This is a genomic window from Pantoea sp. NPDC088449 (assembly GCF_044753225.1).
Taxonomy (GTDB): Bacteria; Pseudomonadota; Gammaproteobacteria; order Enterobacterales; family Enterobacteriaceae; genus Pantoea; species Pantoea floridensis.
The window spans coordinates 599,432-620,808 of record NZ_JBIVMT010000002.1 but is presented as its reverse complement, the minus strand read 5'-3'; the positions used below and the strand labels follow the sequence as shown (position 1 = coordinate 620,808).

At 53.2% G+C, this 21,377-nt stretch carries 15 protein-coding genes; 6 read left to right on the top strand and 9 right to left on the bottom strand.

The window, feature by feature from the left end:
• The first annotated feature begins 181 nt into the window (after positions 1 to 181).
• Positions 182 to 610, top strand: coding sequence for an NUDIX hydrolase (locus tag ACIP6T_RS14090; RefSeq protein WP_097097810.1), 429 nt, complete (start codon positions 182 to 184; stop codon positions 608 to 610).
• On the opposite strand, the gene ACIP6T_RS14085 is transcribed toward ACIP6T_RS14090, so the two are convergent.
• Positions 597 to 968 carry a RidA family protein gene (locus ACIP6T_RS14085; RefSeq protein ID WP_097097811.1) on the bottom strand — a complete coding sequence of 124 codons (372 nt, stop codon included), beginning with the start codon at positions 966 to 968 and terminating at the stop codon, positions 597 to 599. The two genes, ACIP6T_RS14090 and ACIP6T_RS14085, sit on opposite strands and share 14 nt — an antisense overlap.
• Before the next feature lie 51 nt (positions 969 to 1,019).
• Positions 1,020 to 1,715: a B3/4 domain-containing protein gene (locus tag ACIP6T_RS14080; protein WP_400457854.1), complete on the bottom strand. Its 696-nt coding sequence runs from the start codon at positions 1,713 to 1,715 to the stop codon at positions 1,020 to 1,022.
• Positions 1,716 to 1,758: 43 nt separating this feature from the next.
• Here ACIP6T_RS14080 and ACIP6T_RS14075 point away from each other — a divergent pair, with 43 nt between their 5' ends.
• A complete protein-coding gene (locus ACIP6T_RS14075; protein ID WP_097097813.1) occupies positions 1,759 to 2,361 on the top strand; it encodes a helix-turn-helix domain-containing protein in 603 nt (200 codons plus the stop codon).
• Here ACIP6T_RS14075 and ACIP6T_RS14070 read toward each other — a convergent pair.
• A complete protein-coding gene (locus ACIP6T_RS14070; RefSeq protein ID WP_097097814.1) occupies positions 2,358 to 3,104 on the bottom strand; it encodes an SDR family oxidoreductase in 747 nt (248 codons plus the stop codon). The genes ACIP6T_RS14075 and ACIP6T_RS14070 overlap by 4 nt on opposite strands.
• Positions 3,105 to 3,203: 99 nt before the next feature.
• Between ACIP6T_RS14070 and ACIP6T_RS14065 the strand changes: the two genes are divergently transcribed.
• Entirely contained in the window at positions 3,204 to 4,109 is a 906-nt protein-coding gene (locus ACIP6T_RS14065; protein WP_400457851.1) for a cupin domain-containing protein, read from the top strand.
• A gap of 337 nt (positions 4,110 to 4,446) precedes the next feature.
• On the top strand, positions 4,447 to 10,395 hold the full coding sequence (locus ACIP6T_RS14060) for an autotransporter outer membrane beta-barrel domain-containing protein (RefSeq protein ID WP_400457849.1): 5,949 nt from the start codon (positions 4,447 to 4,449) through the stop codon (positions 10,393 to 10,395).
• 63 nt (positions 10,396 to 10,458) lie between these two features.
• Here ACIP6T_RS14060 and ACIP6T_RS14055 read toward each other — a convergent pair whose 3' ends face one another.
• From ACIP6T_RS14055 to ACIP6T_RS14035, 5 genes are all read right to left on the bottom strand, one after another.
• Complete coding sequence (locus ACIP6T_RS14055; protein ID WP_320204519.1) at positions 10,459 to 11,298, bottom strand: metal ABC transporter permease; 840 nt, start codon at positions 11,296 to 11,298, stop codon at positions 10,459 to 10,461.
• Positions 11,288 to 12,151, bottom strand: coding sequence for an iron/manganese ABC transporter permease subunit SitC (gene sitC / locus ACIP6T_RS14050; RefSeq protein ID WP_097097817.1), 864 nt, complete (start codon positions 12,149 to 12,151; stop codon positions 11,288 to 11,290). Before sitC ends, ACIP6T_RS14055 begins: the two co-directional genes overlap by 11 nt.
• The gene (locus tag ACIP6T_RS14045) at positions 12,135 to 12,941 is read right to left on the bottom strand and encodes a manganese/iron ABC transporter ATP-binding protein (protein ID WP_400457957.1); all 807 of its coding nucleotides are present in this window, start codon (positions 12,939 to 12,941) and stop codon (positions 12,135 to 12,137) included. Before ACIP6T_RS14045 ends, sitC begins: the two co-directional genes overlap by 17 nt.
• Before the next feature lie 11 nt (positions 12,942 to 12,952).
• Entirely contained in the window at positions 12,953 to 13,864 is a 912-nt protein-coding gene (locus ACIP6T_RS14040) for a metal ABC transporter substrate-binding protein (RefSeq protein ID WP_400457846.1), read from the bottom strand.
• A gap of 298 nt (positions 13,865 to 14,162) precedes the next feature.
• The gene (locus ACIP6T_RS14035) at positions 14,163 to 15,449 is read right to left on the bottom strand and encodes a PAS domain S-box protein (protein WP_400457844.1); all 1,287 of its coding nucleotides are present in this window, start codon (positions 15,447 to 15,449) and stop codon (positions 14,163 to 14,165) included.
• Between the two features lie 416 nt (positions 15,450 to 15,865).
• Between ACIP6T_RS14035 and ACIP6T_RS14030 the strand changes: the two genes are divergently transcribed.
• The gene (locus tag ACIP6T_RS14030) at positions 15,866 to 17,845 is read left to right on the top strand and encodes an autotransporter outer membrane beta-barrel domain-containing protein (protein WP_400457842.1); all 1,980 of its coding nucleotides are present in this window, start codon (positions 15,866 to 15,868) and stop codon (positions 17,843 to 17,845) included.
• 342 nt (positions 17,846 to 18,187) lie between these two features.
• Entirely contained in the window at positions 18,188 to 20,041 is a 1,854-nt protein-coding gene (locus ACIP6T_RS14025) for a hypothetical protein (RefSeq protein ID WP_097097820.1), read from the top strand.
• A gap of 42 nt (positions 20,042 to 20,083) precedes the next feature.
• Here ACIP6T_RS14025 and ACIP6T_RS14020 read toward each other — a convergent pair whose 3' ends face one another.
• Positions 20,084 to 21,355 carry a TonB-dependent receptor gene (locus ACIP6T_RS14020; protein ID WP_176519229.1) on the bottom strand — a complete coding sequence of 424 codons (1,272 nt, stop codon included), beginning with the start codon at positions 21,353 to 21,355 and terminating at the stop codon, positions 20,084 to 20,086.
• Between the last annotated feature and the right edge of the window lie 22 nt (positions 21,356 to 21,377).

Below are 21,377 nucleotides of genomic sequence, written 5' to 3'. Positions count from 1 at the left end.
CATATATGACGTAATGGTTGTCAGTTAAGATATAAAAAACCTCATTACCGAGAGCACACCTTGTAGCGGCGCAATTTATTGCGCGATAAATCGCGCCGCTACGGAAGGTGCGGTAATTTGATACGGCGCTTAACTGATCGGCATTACGTCATATATGACGACCTGAAAACAAGGAGCATATATGTCGCCACAGGTAGGTATTGGCGTTTTAATTTTCCGCGATGGCAAATTGTTGTTGGGCCAGCGTAAAGGCAGCCACGGCGCCGGAGACTGGTCTGCGCCGGGCGGGCATCTGGAGTTTGGAGAATCACCCGAAGACTGTGCACGTCGTGAGGTACTGGAGGAAACCGGCTTGCAACTGGGGACGTTGCAAAACGGGGCTTTCATTAGCGATGTCTTTCCCGAGGTCAACAAGCACTACATCACGCTGTTGATGGTGGCGCAGAATGCTAGCGGTGAACCGCAGCTGATGGAGCCTGAAAAGTGCCACGGCTGGCAGTGGTTTGCCCCCGAGGAATTACCTGAACCGCTATTTGCACCGCTGCGCAGCTGGCTTGAACGTGATGGATTGCTTGCATTGCAGAGATTGGCGCAGATTACAGCGCGATAATCGCCTCAATTTCAATCTTCAACTCGGGCGAAAACAGTTGGCTAATTTGCACCAGCGAACTGGCAGGCAGATGGTCGCCATAATGCCTAAACAGCACGCTGCGTAATGTGTTGATCTCATCAAATGAAGTGATAAAAATGGTCACTTTGATGAGGTTCTCTAGCGAGCTCTGTTCTTCTCCTGCAATGCAATGCAGCTGCTGGAAAATGGCTTCGGCTTGCGCGGCGATATCAGCCTGCTGCGCTGGCGTGCCAAAGGCCGTCAAGCCAGATACATACAAAGTATCGGCATGCTTTACTGCGTGTACATACGGCGCTTTGACTTCACCTAACTGCGGGTAGTTTTTACGCGTTATCATCTGTTTCTCCTTAAACGATTTTTAAAACCATTACTTTGACAAACATAGCTTTTAGCTTTGGCTTGCGCTAAGCACATTGCGCACCACGCTGGCACCCGGCATCATTTGTTGAATACCGTGCTCCAACATATCGCCCGCTTGCTGCAAGGCGTCCAGAGGCATGGCCGGCAAGCGCTCTAGCACAAACCACATCTGCTTTTGTTCAATGCTGAGACGCGTGCGGACACCTTGTCGCCAGTTCCAACGTCGGCAAGTCACGCCAGTATCATCGCGCCATATCACTTCGCCTGGCTCTGGCGATTCATGACTTAACACGCCTTCTTTATAGACATCGAAGAGCTCGTTGCCAGTAGCGCGCGTTAAAAGTGGGTTACCCGCGTAAGCCGCCACGTTCTCACCACCAACCGGAATGGCAAAACGAAGGCTCACCGCATTATAAAGATCAACAATGGGATCGATGGCGGCCATAGTACCGTCACGCTGCACGCGTTTGCGTAGTGCATCCGCCGAGCAGGGCGTACGCTTGGGTTTGGTACCAAAGCGTTTAAACATTTCCGCCCACTGTGCCAGATGTTGCTCGGCCCAGGGGAAATCCTGCTTCAGCATATCGCGACAGGCGCGCGCCAGCGTTTCTTCTCCCACCTGCGGATGCAATACCGGCGCCGCCTGTACCAGAATGCTGAGCGCGGTGAACTCGGGAGCCAGTGCAGAGACGGAAGGATCGATTGACGGGTTAAAGGCGAACATAACATAATCCTGTAATGACTAATTTATCCCATAATAGTGACCGATGAAGAATAAAGTCAATAAAATGACCGAAGTGGGTGCTGATATCGACTTTGTCAGCGCTGCAGTGTCCACTAGCGTTAAAACTTACCGCCAACAGCAAAAATTATCCCTCGATGAGCTGTCGCGCCGCGCAGGAGTGAGTAAAGGGATGCTCGTGGAAATTGAGAAAGGTAGTGCTAATCCTAGCATTGCTATTCTGTGCAAAATAGCCGCGGCGCTGGGTTTATCGGTGGCGGATATTGTCAACGTCAGCGCCGATCCATTGGCGCATCTGGTTGCAGAAGCGGACATTCCAGTGTTATGGCAGGGCGAGAAAGGCGGCACGGCACGTTTGCTAGCGGGCACGCAGGGGCCGGACATGATTGAGCTGTGGCATTGGCAGATGTTTCCCGGCGAAGCGTTTGAGTCGCCGGGCCATCCACAGCGAACCTACGAATTACTGCATGTCGAACAAGGGGAATTGACACTGAAGGTTGATGAGCAGGTATTGGCAGTGCCGTGTGGCAGTTCTGCAGTAGCAAAAACCGCTGCGCCACACAGCTACGCTAACCTCGGCGCGCAGCCGCTGATTTTCACCATGGCCGTCGCCGAGATTCACAGTTAACCGACTTGATTAGCTAAGGCTACCGCATCTTCACCCGCTGGAATGCGCATCGGCGCATTAGGATCGGTTGCCGCACGCCATACCGCTTCAGCAACATCGTTGGCTTTAGTGGTTGGCTGCGGTTGTTGCATCGCGTTAAATACGCCATCAAGCAGCGGCTGATAGGCCTCGAGCTGAGTGTTTTCCATGCGCGGCCTCGCATTCTTGCCAAAGTCGGTGGTTGGCGCCAGACCGGGCAGCACCAGCCGCACCTTGATATTGAACGGCTCAAGCTCGTGTGCCAGTGATTCTGTAAAGGCATTCACCGCGGCTTTACTGCCGGTGTAAACCGCCAGCAGCGGCAGGGATTTCAGCGTAACAGTCGATGTCACATTGATTACCATACCGCTCTTCTTCGCACGAAACTGTGGCAGCACAGCCTGCGTCAGTGCGATGGTGCCGAGCGTGTTAGTCTCAAACACGTCGCGCACCGTCGACATCGGCGTGCCCTCCAATGAGGTCAATACCCCGATCCCGGCGTTATTCACCAGCACATCAATTTCGCCAGCGTCGGCGATGGCTTGTTTAATACTGGCAGCGTCGCTGACATCCAATGGCAGCAGGCGCAGATTTTCTGAGGCGGGAAACAGATCGGCGCGCGGATTGCGCATAGTGGCAATTACTTTCCAGCCGCGCTCAAGGAAATAGAGTGCGGTGGCGTGACCAAAGCCAGAAGAACAACCGGTGATTAGAATCGTTTTCATCTTTCACTCCTGCATTGCATTAGGGTAGGCAACCACTATAGAGTTAACGCTCTGGACTCACTACAACACAACGTCCGGTTTTCATTCGCAGGAGTCCAAATGATCGATCCGCTGGCCGAGATGGTTTCGCTGTTGCAACCCCAAGCCGCGTTTTCAAAACGCGCATGTGCCAATGGCCGCTGGCGCGTACATCGCAGCGAAACCGGCCAGCCATTTTATTGTGTGGTGCTGGAAGGCCGCTCCCAATTGAAGATGAAAGGCTTTCCAGCGATTACCCTTGAGCAGGGCGACTTTGTGTTAATCCCTGCCGCATGGGAATTCTGCATGACCAGCGCCGAACCACCCGCAGACGATGTGCCGGCAACGCTGCCGCAAATGCTTGCACCGGGCGAATACTTTATTGGCGATCCGCATCAACCGGTCGAGGTAAAGACCTTAATTGGCTATTGCCAGTTCGGCGCACCGGATGCCGGTTTGATCGTCTCACTGCTGCCGCAATTTATTCATGTGCGCGGCGAATCGCGCTTGACCACGCTGGTACAACTGGTGATGGATGAATGTCGTGCGCAGCGTCCGGCGCGCCATGTGGTGCTGGAGCGATTGCTGGAGTTGCTGCTCATTGAAGCGCTGCGATCGATGCCAATATGCAACGCTTGTCCGGGCGTGATGAGCGGTTTAGCCGACGAAAGACTGGCGGCGGCGATACGGGCTATCCACGCTAATCCGGCACACAGCTGGACGGTGGCCGAACTGGCGAAAGCTGCTGCGCTATCGCGTTCAGCTTTCTTTGTGCGTTTCCGGGAAGCAGTTGGCGTAGCGCCGATGGTTTATTTACTCACGTGGCGCATGGCGCTGGCAAAAAACCTGCTGCGCGGCAAAAGCATGGCGGTGGCCGAAGTGGCGGAGCGCGTCGGTTATCGTTCCGCAAGCGCCTTCAGCGTGGCATTCAGTCGTTACGTTGGCCAGCCACCCGCGTGGTTTGCGGCAGCTGAAGAGGATATTTAGCGATGAAGCTGCAAATTGCCGCTTAAACGGGTAATTTTTTTCTTCGGCCCAATTAAACCCATCGCCACCTATTATTGCCATCCTTTTTTAATCTTTTTATTAACTTTTAGGTCCGATGATAATTATTCTATTTTTAGCTAATTTCCTAAATCTTCTCTCCCACCTCACAAATACTTAACTCAAACTAGACGATTCCCATACATAGCGTAGATACTCATTTCACCCGATTTCAAACATTAAAAAGCTGAAACAAAATAATTCAATCACTTAAATAAACCTCAAGCGTAACGGCGTAAGGTTATGCGCGTTTTGTCTTTTCTCAATTGAGGAAAACAATATGTTTAAATTAAATCCGGTGTTACTCAGCCTTGTGGCAGCACAAGGCATGATATTTCCTGCTTTGCCCACCATGGCGGCGGTATTAAAGCCTTATACGCCCGAAATTAATGACAATAAGGTAGGCGCGTACTGCTTATGTAATGGCAGCACGCAAACGCTAAGCGGATTGCCGCAGTTCACGCCGGGAGAAAACGGAACGGGAAGCGTAACGATAGGTGAATTGCGCACCATCGGCCGAATTATTAATGACAATGTGATTGGCGAAGCGCGATTGCAAATCGGGCCGCAGAATTATGCCATCGGCATCCCTAACTATGAGGAAAATACCTATAAAACCTATCAGGTGTTTAATACTGCTGACATTGTGGATTTGCCGTCAGTAGGCCTGGATACCGTAGTGCCAGATTATTTTGATGTAAACGACAAACAATATATCAATGCGCGCGTTGCTTCTGTTAGCAATGGCACGTTAAATATTGATATTGGCCAGCATAACGCAGCGGCCAATTCCACAACCAATCGCTGGTCGATGGCTGCTAAACAAAGCCAGTTATTTACCGCCAGTAATAAAGGGCATTTGAACTGGAATGGCAATAACCGCATTACCTTCACCGCGGGTACCACGCCTTACGGCGGCGATCGGCTGGCTTATGATGTGGGTAACGTGGTGGAATATGCCGGTGTGTTTACCGTCAATACCCTGGATGGCGGCACCAGCACTTTCAACGTCACCAACCTCAGTGAATTACGCAATTATAATGACTGGTTGATCGATCAACTCTCTAACGCCAATCTCAGCACCGACAGTTACAACAGCGAATTTAATAAAGCCTATACGCTGCGCGATGGCCGCGTGGTGTACCGCATGAGTACTAACAACTTTGATGATGAAGTGGCATTACCGATATTTGATCAGGTGGTACTCAGCGCTGACGGACCGAAAGCGTCTGTTAAAATCAATCGCGGTAAAACCCTTGAAGTGGTGAACAGCAATAGCGCAGTGATGCGCGCCAGCAATGGTGCGAAAGCCATTATCAATGGCAAGCTTGCCAGCACCGGTTCCGGTTTAGAGTTGCTTAATAACAGTCGTGGCTTCAATAACGGGGTAATTAATAGCGGCTTTCTGAATAACGCCAACGGTAAAGGCGTTGATAGGTCAACCCTCGGCGGCGGCGGGATGGCGATTTTTGCCACCAACGGCAGCCGATTCAGCAATTATGGCGTCCTCAATTTTCAACCCGGCGGCGGTAACACGCAGGGAATATGGCTCGGTGATGCCAGCGCTATCAACCATGGCAATATCAATATTGGGGTAACCGATACCGTAGGCAGCGGCTCGGCCATTGGTGTGATTGCCAGCGGTACCGGTGGTTTCACTAACGCCAAAGACGGCACAATCTACATTGGACGTACCCCGCAAAACAGTAAATACGATAAAACCCAAGACGTTGCCGTCAATCTCAGCGGCGGCGTCACTGCGGTTGAAGGTTTTCTGGATTCCACCACCATCAACAATGGCCGCATCGTCATTGGCTCGAAAGTGCAGAATGCGGTGGGCATGAAGGTTGAATATGGGCCCAATGCCCTGGCGCGCAACAACGGCATCATTGAGGTAAACGGTAAGGCGCAGTATCAGCCGGCAGAGAATATCGGCATGTTGGTATTGGATTCCGGCAGCGGCGGCAAGGTGGGAAATGCGGGAAGCATCAATCTTAATGGTGATAACAGCACCGCCCTCAAAATTATTGCGCGTGATGGTAACAGCGCCAGCGCGTACTCCAGCGGCACCATTAACGTCCGCGGTGATGCCGATCGTTTCAGCGGTACCAACAATACCGCTGTTTGGGTGATTGGCGAGCCGGGCAGCAGCGCAACGGCGAATCTCACCGGGAAAATCAATTTGCGCGGTACCGCAGGCATTGGCATCCGCGCTGAAGGCAATGCGACGGTAAACGTCAGCGCCAACGCCGTGCCATCATCGGTGGGAAATGGAGACTTTCTCGGTCAACGGCAAATCAGTTTTTACACCATCGGGCCGAACGCCAAAATTAATTTGCCTGCAAATGGGCATTACGCCACATCAAGCAACGGCGGCACGCTTTTCCGCGTTGAGCAGGGCGCTGATTTTGATGGTCGAGGCATGACGCTTGCAATGAATGCTCCCTTTGCGCTTGGGGTCTATGCGGCTGGCGACGGCAGCGAGATCGCTACTCACGGTGCCACCTTCAATCTGAACAGTCGCTACGCATCCGGGCTGTGGATTACCGACGGAGCACACGCCACCGTTGATGCGGCAACCCAAGTCCACCTCAGCGGCGAGGATGCTGGTTGGGCTGCAGCGGATGGTTATCGCTATTTGCTGCAAGGCTCATTGGTCAATCCAGATACGCAATTTAATAACAATACCTTGTTGATTAACCACGCAGCGGTTAGCGGTAGCGACAACTTCCAGCGCGGGTTGATTGCGCGTAATCATGCCCAGGTGATCAATACCGGCAACATTAACTTGAGTGGTTTGGCGCCGCAGGCAATCTATGCGACCAACGGCGGAAAGGTGACCAATAGTGGCGAGATTAGCGTCGCCAACAACGGTGTGGCGCTGTATGCCGATGGTTATGAGTTTGTTGGCGATAAGGTGACGACGTCTGACATCAACAACACCGGTACGCTGAATATTTACTCAGGTGCCTACGGTTTTATTGCCTATGACCGACTGTCACGCATCAATCAAAACAGCACCATGAATCTGTTTGGCGATTATACCGTCGGTGGGATTGTCACCGCCGGGGGACAGGCAAATCTTGGCCCACAGAGCCGCGTGGTGTTCCACGCACCGAATCAGGTGGGCTATCAGGTTCAGGATTATGGATCAGGGCTGATCGCGAATGGCAGCAACATCAATGTCAGTACTGAGGGTTCCACCCTGTATGAGGTGACCTTTGAGGGTGCGCTCTATTCCCTGGCTGCGGGTACGGTAACGCTGAGCGGCAAAAATAGCACCGGGATCGATGTGTCCCAGCCGGGATCCTATGTCTCCGGTACTGATAATTACCTGGTCACGGGTAAAGGCGCGACGGTAATGCGCGCCAGCAGCAGCGCTTCCGGCGTGCTGAGCAACACCATTACGTTGAATGGTCGCAACAATATTGCCGGACAAGCGAGCACCAACAATACGGAAATTTATGCAGCGGGTTACATCACCGGCAATGGTCGTAATGCCACCGCATTTGATGTCAGCGACGGGGCGCGCATATTCAATCAGTATCAAGGGGTAGTCGATCTTAAGGGGCCCAACAGTACCGGCGCACGCGTGCATGACGGCGGTAACTTCATCAACCGGGGCAGCATCCATATTGCTTCGGGTACGGGTGTGGATGTCAGCAGCGGCTACGGCCAATACGTGCCGGTTGATAGCGCATTACGCGTCGATAACGGTATTGCGGCGCTGCGCGTTGGCGACGGCGGCTGGCTGAAAGTCTATGGCGATGGCCAGGGAGCGAGCGCCCTGCAGGCGATGGGTAAAGCGGATGGCTTATTACTCGACACCGGCGCCCAAGGCTTTGAAGCCAACGACATCATCCTGGGATCTTACGGCAGCGGCAGCGTCATCAATAACCGCGCTGAAACCGCCAACATCTCGCTGGATAACGTGATGCTGGATGTGAGCGGCGGCAACGGCGTGCGTTCAGCCACCTCGTTCGATCCGAACGGCCGGGCCTTAATCAACGTTAGCGGCGGCGGTACCGGTTATCGCTTTGAAAATGCCGATGGTTCAACCACGCGCAACGATCTGGTGATCGGGAAGGATTATGCCATTCTCGTTTCCGGCGCAGGCACCGGTATTCGCGCCAATACCAGCGGCAAAGTCATCTCGCAGGGTTCAATCGGTATCCGTGATTTCAACGGCGGCTCGGCGATTGTCACCAGTACCGCAAGTCAGGTCATTAACCAGGGTTCCATTACTTCTCTGAGCCGCGTGTCTCCGCTGATCGATCTGCGCGGCGGCCAAACGGTGTTTATTAACGAAGGCATAATCAACGCGCCGTTCCCGGACCAGGTGGTTGTCGCCGGCGGTGCGGGTAATGATGTTATCGCCTTACTTAAAGGCGGCGTGGTGGGGGATGTGAACAGCGGTAGCGGCAGCGATGAACTGATCGTCAGCGGCGGCACGCTCAACGGTAGCCTGACAATGGGCAGCGGCGCGGCGAATCAGGCGACGGTGCAAAACGTGAGTTTGGCGGATACTCGCCACATCACCACCGATCATGGCGCGGGCAGCACACTCACTCTCAGCGAACTGACGGCGCGCGGTGGTTCCTTTGCCAGCGATGACCTGAGCAAAGGGACTAACCTCGGTGCAGGCTGGAGCACGCTTAACTTCTTCGGCAGCCAGTGGACGTTAACAGACAACATCAAGTTGGCGCACAGCACCATCAATATCGATGCCGGCAGTACGCTGTTCGCCGGGGATAACGTCAACCCACGGTTACAAGGTGCGAGCAACGATTCGCTGGTGGTGAATAACGCCGGTACGCTGGATCTCACCAACGGCGGCAACACGGCGGCGAACATCTTAACCATCGACGGCGAGTTGGCCTCTGCGGGCGGCAGCCTGAAACTCAATTCTACGGCGACGCAAAGCGATGTGTTGCGGGTTAACGGCAACGCAACCGGCACTACCCTGATCGACGATACGCTGGTAGGCGGCCCCCTAATGGATCGCGATCGCGATGGTGCAATCGCCGCCAGTGAAGGCGTCTCGCTGGCGCAGGTTTCTGGCAATGCCAATGCCGAAAGCTTTGTGCTAAAGGGCGGTTATGTCGCATCCGGGCCGTGGCAATATGGTTTAGCCAGCTTTGCGCCGGATAGCTCAGCAAGCGGCTTGTGGGATTATCGTCTCGCCAACAACTTTGTTTGCGAAGACGGCGCATTGTGTCAGCCGCGCACTGGCAGTAATCAGCGCGCCGTGCGTTTGGCCGTAACGCCACAGGTGCCATCCTATATCTCGGCACCCGTTGGTCTGGCTTATTACTCGCTGGCGGTCACCGACGATCTGCATAAACGTTTGGGTGAATTACGTCAGCAGCAAGGCGATGCCGACGCGCTGGGCGGCGAGATGTTTATCCGCTATCTCGGCTCCAATCTGAAATACCAAAGCAATCGCGGCTTGGCCGATTACGGCTATGACTTTGATCTCGATTACAGCGCGGTACAGTTGGGCGGTAATCTGCTGCGTGCGGAAGGTGCTGAAGACAGTCTGCGCGGCGGCGTGGCCTACACGCGCGGTAACACGCGCATTCGGCCACACGCGGCAGACGGTTACAGTTCCACCAGCTTCGATAGCGACAGCATTTCGCTCTATGGAACCTGGCTGCGTGATAGCGGGTTCTATCTTGATGGCTCGCTGAGCTGGGGCTGGTATCACGGTGAAACTGACATCGCACGGCAAAAAGAGGTGGCCTCACCGAAAGGCAATGGCTGGACGGCCTCGGTGGAATCGGGTTATCCGTTTGCTTTCGCCAACGGCATCCGGCTAGAACCGCAGGCGCAAATTACCTGGCTGCAGATGAAGATGGATAGTTTCACCGACCGCGACCGCACGCGTGTGTCCTATGACGATTATGATCAAACTATCGGTCGGCTCGGCGCGCGGCTTGATCGCACCTGGCAAGATGCTCGTCAGAACGCCTATACGCCCTATATCCGCGCCAATTACTACAAAGGCTGGGGCGGCACTGCAAAAACGAACATTGGATCTGCCGATGCGGATGGCAGCCAAACGTTTGAAAGCGGGAAGTTTGGCCAGATGTGGGATGTTGGCCTGGGCGGCAGCGCAACGCTGAAAAAAGACGTAGCGCTGTATGCCGAAGCGGATTATCGCAAAGAGATCGACGGCAACGGCGCGAAAGGTTGGCGTTATAATGCCGGCGTCAGATGGTCGTTTTAAGCCGGATTGTAAGGTAAACGGATGGCTCCAACGGGCCGTCCGGGTTTATTTCCCGGACGGCGGTTAAACGTGTCGCTGCTGGGTGCGGTGATCTCTTAGCGTGGCAAACAGAAATGCCAGTACGAACAGCAGCGCGTAAATCACCACAATGGTTGGACCCGGTGCGCTATCGAGGAAGAATGAGGCATAAACGCCGCTGAAACCGGTCACCATCGCAATGCCTACTGCCAGCAGCATCACCTGCACGAAACGACGCGCCAGCAGCAAAGCAATGGCGCCGGGCGCAATTAACATGGAAATCGATAAAATCACGCCCACGGATTTCAGCGCGGCGACGATGGTTAACGAGATCAAACACAGCAGGCCATAATGCAGCACTTTGCCATTGATACCGCAGGCGCGCGCCTGATTGGCATCGAAAGCATGCAGCAGCAAATCACGCCACTTAATGCCAATCAACACGCTGACAATGATAGCGATAACGGCGGTCTGGATGATATCAGCGAGACTGATGCCTAACATATCCCCGAACAAAATATGGTCGAGATGGACTTCAGGCTGTAGTTTCAGGTACAGCACCAAACCTGCGCCAAACATACCGGAGAAAACAATGCCCATTACCGTATCAGGTTTTATGCGGCTATTTTCGGTGATATAGCCGGTAGCGACGGCACACAGCATGCCGGCGATGAACGCACCGATGGCGTAAGGCAGGCCAATCAGCCAGGCGATCACTACGCCGGGGAATACCGCGTGACTCATGGCATCGCCCAACAGCGACCAACCTTTTAGCACCAAAAAAGCAGACAGCATCGCGCAGGGCAATGACAGCAGCAGCGTGGTGATCAGCGCCATATTCATGAATGCAAACTGGAAGGGGCTCAGCAAAAGTTCACTCATCATTGCCATTCTCCCTCGTCAAACGGGCACGACGGCGCGCGGCGAGCACCCCATGTTTAGGCGCAAACACGAAAGCCACCAAAAACACCAGCGTCTGGGCCACCACAATGACGCCGCCCGTGGCACCGTCGAGAAAATAACTGCTCCACGCGCCGAGAAAGCTGGTGACGCTGCCAATGGTTACGGCGATCAGCAACAGACGCGGAAAGCGATCCGTCAACAGGTAGGCGGTTGCGCCCGGCGTAACCACCAGGCAAATCACCATGAATGCGCCAACCGTTTGCAGCGCGGCAACCGTCGAGGCGGAGAGGAGGGTGAAGAATAAGATTTTCAGCCGCAGCGTATTCAGACCCAGCGAGCGGGCATGGCTTTCATCAAAGAAGGTGACCATCAAATCTTTCCACTTCAACAGCAAAATGGTGAGCGTAATAACGCCAATCGCACCGAGCTGCCAGATATCGGCGGGCGCAACGGCAAGAATATTTCCCAGCACGATGGTCTGAATATTGACTGCCGTGGGATTGAGGGACACCAGAAACAGACCGATACCGAAAAACGAAGAAAAAATCAGGCCGATGATGGCATCTTCTTTCAGCCGCGTGCGCTGATTGAGAAACAGCATGCTGCCTGCCGCCAAGCCCCCGGAGAGAAAGGCGCCTAACGCAAAGGGCAGTCCCAGCATATAGGCACCGGCCACGCCGGGCACAATCGAGTGCGACAGCGCATCACCAATCAATGACCAGCCTTTCAGCATCAGGAAGCAGGACAGAAAGGCGCAAATCGCGCCGACCAGCGCCGCAATCCACATTGCATTCAGCATGTATTGATAACCAAACGGCTCAATAATCCACGACATGGCTTGCTCCCCGGTCGTGATCCCTGGCCAAAACTCGCTGTAGCAATACCGTATTACGCTGATGCAGTACGCCATCGAACGCCTTTGCCAGGTTTTCGGCGGTGAAGGTCTCCTCCAGTAAGCCGCTGGCGATAACCGTATTTTTGACGAATACGCAGCGGTCGCAGAACTCAGGAATGGCATTGAGATCGTGGGTGGAAACCAGCATGGTGCGCCCTTCATTGCGCAGCTCCCTGAGCAGGGCGATGATGGCCGCTTCCGTTTTTACATCTACGCCGGTGAAGGGTTCATCCAGCAGGATGAGTTGACCACTTTGCGCCAGCGCGCGTGCCAGAAATACGCGTTTTTTCTGCCCGCCCGAGAGTTCGCCAATCTGACGGTGGCGATAGGCGCTCATCCCCACGCGCTCCAGCGCCTGCTCTACGCTCTGTTTATCGGCCGGGCGCGGAATCCGCAGCATGCCCATGTAGCCGTAGCGACCCATCATCACCACATCTTCCACCAGCACCGGAAAGCTCCAGTCAACGTCCTCCGATTGCGGTACATAAGAGACGATATTGTGTTTCAACGCCTTGTTAGCTGGTAAACCTGCCAGCGTAACCGCGCCGGAAGAGAGCGGCACAAAACCCATGATGGCTTTAAACAATGTGGATTTACCGGAACCATTCACACCAATCAGTGCGGTGATGCTGCTTGCCGGCACGCTAAAGCTTGCCTTGCGCAGCGCGGTGTGGCCATTGCGATAGGTTACACCGACATTTTCCACGTTTAATCCCGCCGCGGCATTCATCTCGACCTTGCTCATTTCTGGCTTCCTTCTGTGATGCCTTTCACCACGGTTTCGGTGGTGACGCGCAGGAGATCAAGATACGTTGGAACCGGGCCCGCGCTATTGCTCAGCGAATCCACATACAACACGCCGCCATAATGGATTTTGGCTTCACGCGCCACCTGCTGCGCCGGTTTAGCCGAAATGGTGCTTTCACTGAAAATCACCGGAATGTTATGGGTGCGTACCGCATCGATCACTTTGCGCACCTGCTGCGGCGTACCTTGCTGATCGGCGTTGATTGGCCATAAATAGCGTTCTTTCAGGCCGAAGTCTCGCGCAAGGTAGGAGAACGCGCCTTCGCTGGTGACCAGCCAACGTTTATCCACCGGCAGCTTTTCGATAGCAGCGCGCATAGGTGCGATGGTTTGCTGGATCTGTGCTTTGTAACGCTCGGCGTTGGCCTGATAAATCGCAGCATTGTGCGGATCGTATTTTTGCAAAGCATTACGAATGTTATCGACGTAAATCAGCGCGTTATCCGGCGACATCCAGGCATGCGGATTGGGTTTGCCGTTATAGGGACCTTCGGTGATGCCCATGGGTTCGATACCCGCCGTTACGGTGACTTGCGGCACATCGTTTAAGCGTTGATAAAAGCGGCTAAACCACATTTCAAGATTAAAGCCGTTCACCAGAATCAGATTCGCCCCCTGCGCGCGACGAATGTCACCGGGCGTGGGCTGATATTCATGAATTTCGGCACCGGTTTTGGTAATTGAGGTCACCTCCGCCGCATCGCCCGCTACATTCTTCGCCATATCTGCAATCACCGTAAACGTGGTGACAACTTTCAGTTTCTCTGCTGCCGCGGCGCGACAAGGCAACAGCGCACTAAGCGTGAGCAGCGTGATAACAAGGGGCAAAAAGCGTTGGGTGAACATCGTCGTCTCCACAGTAGTATAGCCAATGCTATAAAATATAGCAGATGCTATTTATATGAAGCAATTCTGTTCACAATGCCAGTACAAAGACAAAAATTTACCGAAAGGTGAAGTGGGTGGTTGCGGGGATGAATGCTGAATATCGAGTGAAATCGGTACGCATCGATGCGTCAATGCCGACTATATTGCGGTTATATGCAGGTGCGCATGAATGCGCACCCTACAAAAACCCGGCTATATCCACGCAGGGTCGCCATTCATGGCGACCAAGACGCAAAGCTGCGTACCTGGCGCAGCATCACACATCCAACCGATGAATCACATTCACAAACTCATGTACGCCGCTGTTTATTTCTCTCAGGCTGCGTGACAGGACGCTGATTTTATCCTGCTCTGTAACCACAAACTGCTTCACTTCATGCAACTGCTGTTGCATTTGCGCAATCAGACTGGCGTTGTGTTCCACCACTTGGGCGATCTGTTTGGTGGCGCTGGAGGTCGATGCTGCCAGGCGACGCACTTCGCCCGCCACCACGCTGAATCCTCGTCCCGCTTCACCGGCTCGCGCGGATTCAATCGCCGCATTCAAGGCCAGAATATTGGTTTGTGAGGCGATCAGGTTGATGGTCTCAACCACTTCGCTGATGCTTTTAGCCGACGCGTTAAGCTCAGCACCAATCGCGGTGGCCGCGTTGACCTGAACCGCCACCAGGCCGGAGTTGCGGATAGTTTCATCCAGCACCTCATTGGCATTGTCGGTAATTTGCGAGGTCTCTTCAGAGGTGGTGAGCGCAATGTCCGCCACACGCTTGGCGGCCTCAACGCGCGCGGTGATGTCAGAAGCGATTTTAATCACCTTGTACACCTTGCCATCGGCGTCATAGACCGGGTTGTAGCTGGCTTCGAGCCAGATGCGATCGCCGCTGGCGGTTTTGCGCTCGAAGCGGCCTACAAAGTGTTGGCCTTTAGCGATTTTGCGCCAGAAGTCGGGGTTTTCGCGATAGAAATCATCGAAACAGAACAGGCGATGATGTTGGCCTACAATTGCCGCCAGCTCATAGCCCATATGCGTCAGGAAGTTGCTATTGGCACCCAGTATCTGACCTTCCGGAGAGAATTCAATCACCGCCATGGAGAGGTCGAGCGCCGTGATCACGGCTTCTTTATGCTCCAGCTCCTGGTGACGTTCGGTAATGTCAGACGCCACCTTGATGACTTTGTACACATGGCCCTTCTCATCGCTAACCGGAAAATAGGTGGCGCTGAGATAGAAACGCTGACGCTGCTTGTTAAAACGCTCGAAAATTCCCGTTACCGATTCTCCGGCCGCCAGCGTTTGCCAGAACGAGAGATAGCGGGATGATTGGCTGTAATGTGCGCTACAGAAGATGCGGTGATGCTTACCCTGAATTTCATCCAGCTGGTAGCCGGTGGTTTCAAGGAAGAGTGGGTTGGCGGTAAGGATTTCGCCATTGGGCGAAAACTCAATCCATGCAACATGCTGTTTGATCGCATTGATATCTTTAAGCACATCGCCGCTCTTTGAAAACGGCAATGTAAGACTCGACTTTTTCACACCAAACATGGGAAGCCTCAGGCGATTGCTGTTGAACGAAATGCGTGCAGCTTCAGTTGGGTCACGACTACGATGCGTAACTTCGACTGCTCCGCAAGATTCCCCTTCGCCGGACACTTCAAAAGGTGTCTCTCTGCGCATCAGCGCCGCATGGGGTCATTAAGTAACCTACCTGATGTTTTAAACGAACCGATTGGCGGTTCACCTTTGGTTATCGGCGCGAAGAACTAAAGGTTTAATTTGAATGCATGTCATAACAGCGCCAGAAATGCCGCCCGCATTTTTGCGGTATCGAACTGGTAATAAATCCGCTTCCTGACTAGATGTTTAACGTCCTTGTTATCACTTTGCGCATCCTGGATGCGACTTTGCTAGCCCACGTTGCTGCGGCATGACGCGTGGGCGTTACCTTTTTGGAGTTGATGATGAAAAACCACAAATGGGCACTTTCCGCCGTCGCCATCGCGACGCTCAGCAGCTTGCTGACGCCTGCTTCCGCATTGGCATGGGATAGTTTGACGGTATTTGGCGATAGCTTAAGCGATGGCGGCAACGTGGGCCGCTTTACCTATGATGGCGCGCAACATCCGCTGTACGATGAGATTCTCGCGGCCCATCTCGGGCAAAATCTGCAGGCTTCTTCACGCGGTGGCAGCAATTATGCCCAGGGTAATGGCGTAACGATTCCCGCCATCAACCCTGATTTGAACACGCAAGATCAGCTGGCGAGCTATCTGCAATCCACCGGCGGGCACGCTGACGGTAACGGCCTCTATATTCATTGGGTTGGCGCTAATGATATTGCTGCGGCCGTCACTAATCCGCTGACCGCGCGTGAAACCATCAGCACCAGCGCCACGGCGGCGGTGGCACAGGTAAAAACGCTGCTTGATGCCGGTGCGGGCGCGGTGATTGTCCCCAACGTGCCGCAGCTGGGATCGACGCCCTATATGGTGGAAGCGGTGCTGAGTGTCCTGGGGTCAGCCGCGACGCCCGCACTGGCGGCGGCATTTCAGTCGCTGGATGACGTGGCAACACCCAATACGGCGGCGCGTCAGCAGGCGGTGCAGGATGCTTTTACCCAGGCGGCAGGGCAGATTTCAACCATCCCGGTGGTGCGTGATGCGCTGGCTAAACAGCTTTATGCGGCCTGGCAGGCGCTGAGTGAGCAGGTTACCGCACTGTCAGATGGCTACAATCAGCAAGAAGAAGCGGGGTTAGCGCAGCTGAATGGCAACATTGTGCGTGTTGATATCGCCGGTTTGTTCAATGAAGTGATTGCTAATCCCACGCAATATGGCTTATCCAATACCATCGGCATGGCGTGTCCGTTAGGCACATCGGCGGCAGAATGTTCCTCGGCCGCACCCGGTTTCTCCAGCGCACAAGCGTATCTATTTGCCGATCATCTGCATCCCAGCCCGGCCGTGCATGCGATGATCGCGGATTACATCCAATCAGTTCTTGATGCACCCGCGCAAGTGGCAGCGCTGTCGCAGTCCCCCCTGATGATGGCGCGTGACATGCACAATACGCTGGATGGGCATTTGCAGCAGCAGCGCCAGCAACCGGCCAGCGCCGGGCAATTCACGGTATTCGGCGGTTATGCCGGGCAGCACAGAGATTATCAGGGTGACAGCTGGAACAACGGCGATGCTAACACCACCAATCTGACGCTGGGTATCGGCTATCAGCTTACCGATAACTGGCAAACCGGCGTGCTGTTCTCCAACGCAAACCAGCGTCAGGAACCCTCATCAAACTTTGATTACAAGCTGCGCGGTAATCTAGTGGCCATTTACAGCCAGCTTACGCTGTTCGATCAGGGCTGGATCAACGCTGATTTGCACTATGCCGATCTCGATTTCGACAGCATAGAGCGTGACATTCATATCGGCCCGGCTACGCGCACCGAACAGGGCAACAGCAGCGGTAAATTACTGGGTATGCGAGTACAAACCGGCTGGTCGTTACCTTTGGGCGAACACCTAAATACCGGGCCCGTAGCGAGTTACGCGCTGGATTATGGCCGGGTTGGCGGCTACAGCGAAAACGGTGACAGCAGTACCTCAATGCGTTACTCCGATCAAACCACTCATTCTCAGATTGGCGCAGTGGGATGGCGAATTGATAGCAAACAGTGGCTGATTAATCCCTGGGCGCAGGTCAGTTATAACCACCAATTTGGCGATACTGATTCCACGGTACGGGCCGGATTGAAGTCAACCAGCACATCCTTCGCGCGCAGCATTGAGGCGGGCGATAAAAATTGGCTGGATATGTCCGTTGGTGCCAACGTGCCGCTTGGGCAAACTGTCAATGCGTTTGCGGGGGTTTCTACGGTGGGCGGTAACAGTGACTACCATCAGGTGACGTGGAATGTCGGCGTAAACGCCACGTTTTAATCATGTGGCCAGCAGCGAGGAGCGCTGGCCACCCTGCATCGGTTCAACAGGCTTTTTAATTGATTGCTGAAATAAACAGTCATGTCATTAAGGTATGAGGCTTTAAATGTGATGTTCGCCCGCGTTTATCGTACCGATGATAACAACATGGCGCCTGCGATTAATCTGTAAAGCAGCGAGTGAGCCGCTGCGCTTTTTATCAAAAATCATAGCGTTGCTCTCAAGAGATTAATGGGCATATTTTAAAAGACTTTAATTAGCATGGCACTCAGTAACATATTAAATTTCAATTACTTATACTCCATGGTGCAGTCACTTCTCTTATTATTTCAGGGGTAGACTATGGCGAATACGTCAAGCAATACCAATATCACTCCACAAAATGCCCTCACCGGTGCCGCAAGCGTTATACAGCTACGCGACATTGCAGAATTAAAAGCCACCGAACCTTCAGCGCCTGGCGAAATTGCGTCAGTGCTTGAATATACCCGCGGCACCAAAAATGGCGGCGGTGTATTTATTTACGATGCTACCGACACCAAAAGTATTGACGATGGAGGTTTGATTTTCGTCACGCCAGGCAATAAGCGCTGGAAACGGGTACTTTTTGATTATAACGCGGTAACCGTGCTGGATTTTGGCGCCGTAGCCGATGGCAAAACCGACTGTATTGATGCGGTAAAGCGGATGTTCGCCTGGTCACAGCGCGTGCTGCCTTCGGCGGGTATTCGCTTTACGGCTGGCGTGTTTAGCATGTCGACGTTTGATATCTCAGACACTGAAATTAATCGCTTCAAGGTCACCGGCGCGTCGGTTAATTTTGGCTATTTCCCAACGACGACACTGTTGTTTAACTGGAATACTCAACCGCGCGGACTGCATTTCTTTAAAGTTAACGCGCGTTACGTTGAAATCTCTGGATTCGTCGTCAAAGGGATGAGTTCGAACAGCGGTGAAGATGGCGGGTCCGCATTCAATAAAGTGGGATTCTTTGCGAATATCATTACTGGCGGCCAATTTCTGCGCGTGAGCAGCATGGAGTTTCGCTATCTTGGTGGACGCGCCCTGGATTTAATCGACACGTTAGATTGTAAAATCGATCAGTTCTATTCACGCGGCTGTCAGGACAGCATTGTCTACGCACGCTGGTCCGATCAAGAGCGGGGCGCATGGGATCACTCAACGGCCATTGAGCTGTCAAATTTCAATTTGCAGGGCAGCACAATTAAACCCACGCTGGATCTGCCGCGCTGTACGCAATCCTTTATTCGTAACGGCTGGATTGAGCACGCAGAATACGCGGGGGATCTCACCAATGGGCAATGGGTGATAGAAGGTCTGGCGATTGAATCTACGCAGTATCCACTGAAGCTGGGCTATTGTCGCGCCACGATCATTCAAAAAAGTATTCATAATCAAAGTGCTGGTTTTGATTACAGCACCGAGGGAATTGAACCCTGGACGTTAATTTCAGAGGGCGATCGCGGCGTGCTGGAAATTTCCGACTGGGGCGCGGTGATTCAGGGATCGCTTAATTACGATGTGATTACCTCACAGCACCACATGGATAACCGTAAAGATGCCGATCAATGGTTCTATGTCGGTGAATTCAACTTCTCCGGTTCATCAACGCAGATCCACGTGCGCATTGTCGGTACGGCGCAATATCTTTCGCAAAGTGAAACGCAAACCGATTTTAGTAACCGAACCCCAGAAGGCTCCGCCAATATTTATTTGCAGGCGCGTGATAATGCCGATTCCATTGGCAGTTGGCACAGCGAAGGTTCCAGTCCGGTGGTGAAAGTGCATATTTCCGGGCCGGGAACGCGGACTAAGCTGTACGTTAAAATTGCGGCTTATACCGGTTTCTCAATTGCGCTGGTGGAAACTAACGGTAAAGATCGTTATCAGGCTGGTTTGTGCTTTATCTTCCGCAAAAGTTATACCGCCTGCAGTGCGGAAGAGAGTAAAACCCTGGATGCCGAGAAGGTGGTGGCATTTGAGCAGCACTGGATTGGAAATAAAAATGTGGGTTTTGGTTACAACGATAATAAAGAACTTCTGCTGCATGGCCCAACCTTCGAAAAAGCCGTACAAGATGCGGACGGCAAATGGCGCACGCGTCGTTTTCTCAAGGTCCGAGTGAACGGTACTGAACGCAGTATAGAGTTGCTGAGTGCCACCGATCCTTATTAATAAATAAAGCCAGCAACATCACGTTGCTGGCGTGATTATTCGTTAGAAATCGTACTGCAAACTTAAACGGTTCTGCCAGAATTTCGCATCATACAGCGGCGAGGTTTGTACACCGGCAAAATCGGTGAGACTCAATCCTTTGAGCACGCCGCTGAAGGCCCAGGTAAAATAAACCAGATATTCAGACTGATTAATACTGTCTGAAGAGGCTGACGGTTTGAGATCCATAAACGAATACTGCGTACCAAGCGACAGGTTTTCATTCAGTACATAATTGAGATTGGTGGAATAGGCATTTCCGCTCCCCAAATCCTGAGTACTGGTGAAGAACGGTTGTGCGAAGTATGGACCCGAAGCGCTATTGTGCGCATATGGCACCACCAGCGATCCGTTGCCCCAACTGTTAGCGCTGGCAGCAATGTGATCGTAACCCAACTTCCAGCTCAGCGCAGGCGTGAAAGCGAGCGCCAGCTGAGCACCGTAGGACGTGCTGTTCACTTCACCTGCTAACGCTTTTCCGTCGCTGGTGCCGCGCATGAATTGTAGTCCGACATCCGGCTGGAATAACGTCTGCTGCCACTGGATGTGGCTTTCGCCATACACCAGGCGTGAATAGTCGGCGTACTCTTCATACCATAACTGACCGGTTAGATTTTTATCGTCCCACTGCGATCCTCGTCCACCGCCAATGGCCCACATACCATTGGTGCGTTCATCAATATCCGTATAGGCGGTGGTGTTCAGGAACTGATCGTCACCCCACGGCTTATAGCGCCAGACTTTAGTGGCATGCAGATAATTGGTGCTGTCACCGTAATTGGCATCTACACCACGAAACAAAATAGGGGTAATACGCCAGTCGTAGTCGCCCACGAACGGAATATTGATACGCTGATCGCCTGCGGTAATTTTAAAGTCATCCTGTTGCCAGCTTAAATAGGCTTCGCCGACATTGGTTTGGTTAGTGCCAATATCGCTAATGGTATGTGCTTCATCGGGATGATCGATACCGCGTAAAAATATTGCACTGACGCCCGCGCGAAAACCATATACCGGGGCGGTTTCATATTTCAGGCTACCACCGTAGCTGGTGGTGTCTTGATTAAAGCCTTTAGAAAAATACGCATTGTGCGTGGAGTAATAAAGCGTACGCAGACTGCCACTAACCGTACCGCAGGTGAAAATATCGGTGAAACTCTCTACGCCGCTGGCGTCGTACTGACAATCGCTGATATTGCTCTGCGAGGCCGCCATTGCTACCGGAGCCAGAGGGAAAAACAGCGCAGCCAGTCCGACACTTTTCAGTGTTTTCATTTGCACATCCCTAATTAAAATA